Below are 1,441 nucleotides of genomic sequence, written 5' to 3'. Positions count from 1 at the left end.
GTCTAAATAATATTGAATACATTAAAAATCTTGTAAATGAAACAGGAATTAGGATTGACTGCCTTTTCTAACGAAAAATTGGATTATTATTTATTAAAATAATAATTGTTATATACACAATTAAAAACGTTCAATTATAAGCTACTCCGTCTCCTCGTATGTTATCCTACGACTCCAAACGATTAAGAGCGTCACGCTCGACTTATTTTTATCTGCAATGTTTTCTAACCGTTTACTTCGCATCAAGGGAGTTTTTACTAAAATGTTACTAACTTAGAAACCACAATTACATTTGATAATAATTGTTCAACATTAGATTTACACGTTGGTGAAATACTCAATATATTAGAATGAAATTTAAAACGAACCCTGAGATTTTTAAGAGAATTAATAGTATTAACCCGATAACTCCAGAAAAATTTAATATTTCTGAAAGATTACTTCTTTTTGAAGGTTTTAGAAGAATATATGAAATAAATGTTAAAATCAATCACATACTTCATGACGAAGGACATACACCGGGTACAATTACCAGACTCATTCCTGAAGATATACTTGAAAAAATAAGTCATATAATCAGCGAGGAAATTAAAGATAAAAAATTTTGGCCGGGAATATTAGGTCTTTCAATGATATATAGGTATTTAACTTGGGAGATGTTTTGTGAAAATACTTTTGTAAGGGAGTTATATTCTATGAATCCATACCATTTCTTCATAAGAATATTAGAACGAGGAGTACAAATCAGTAAAGTAGATGGCAGATATGTAGAGATAAACCCTTATGAATCATACATATATAGTGATTTTCATTCAAAAAAAATATATCAAGAAACACCTTATTTAGTATCAACAGATGACGAATATCTAGATAAAATAAATGCCTTTTATGCTGAGCATAAGGAATTACCTCCTTGGCTTGAAGAAGATAATAAAAGAGGGTATGTTCTTTAAGGTAAGTATTTGATAATGAGTGGGGTATTTGATTGTGGTAAAGGAATGTTGAAATTGTAAAATTGGAAGAGTCATGAAAAACGAATTAAATGATAATTTTATAAGAGCTTTGGAAAGGGTAGAGAAAATAAAATCTAAATATCCTGGTCCAGAATCAAATGGGAATAACAATATTATCAACTTTCTGTTGCTTTACTTAGAACATATAAGGCGAAATGTTATTTGGGTTGTTGAAATAGAGAAGCTGAAAGGAGTTGAAATAAATCAAGTCAGAAAACTTGACTTTGCAAATATGATTAATAATGAATGGGATTTAGATAATGAATCATATGGTAAAATCTTAAAATCATCTTATAAGTCTATTCTTATTCACTATTTAAACTTTGAATTACATAAAGAGGAATTTCCAAAGCTCTTTTTTACACTCCCAAATCCATATGAACCAATAATAGTTTTTTTTGAAAAAGGGTATTGTTATAGATATGAAC

Annotated in this window: 2 protein-coding genes; both read left to right on the top strand. The window is 28.5% G+C overall.

Going from position 1 to position 1,441, the window contains the following annotated elements:
• Positions 1-350: 350 nt before the first annotated feature.
• Positions 351-953, top strand: a complete 603-nt coding sequence (locus AC07XN_RS24385; RefSeq protein ID WP_494744934.1) for a hypothetical protein — start codon at positions 351-353, stop codon at positions 951-953.
• A 73-nt stretch (positions 954-1,026) separates the two neighbouring features.
• Positions 1,027-1,441, top strand: a 415-nt coding sequence (locus AC07XN_RS24380; protein ID WP_494744933.1) for a hypothetical protein, incomplete at its 3' end; no start/stop codon positions are given.

Source organism: Arcicella sp. GW458-12-2-14-TSB2 (assembly GCF_059423785.1).
Note: the sequence above shows the minus strand (reverse complement) of the source record. Positions and strands in the feature narration are given on the sequence as shown.

Bases quoted from the DNA above. Each gene is read 5' to 3' on its own strand.
- AC07XN_RS24385 (WP_494744934.1), top strand. From the start codon at position 351: ATGAAATTTAAAACGAACCCTGAGATTTTTAAGAGAATTAATAGTATT.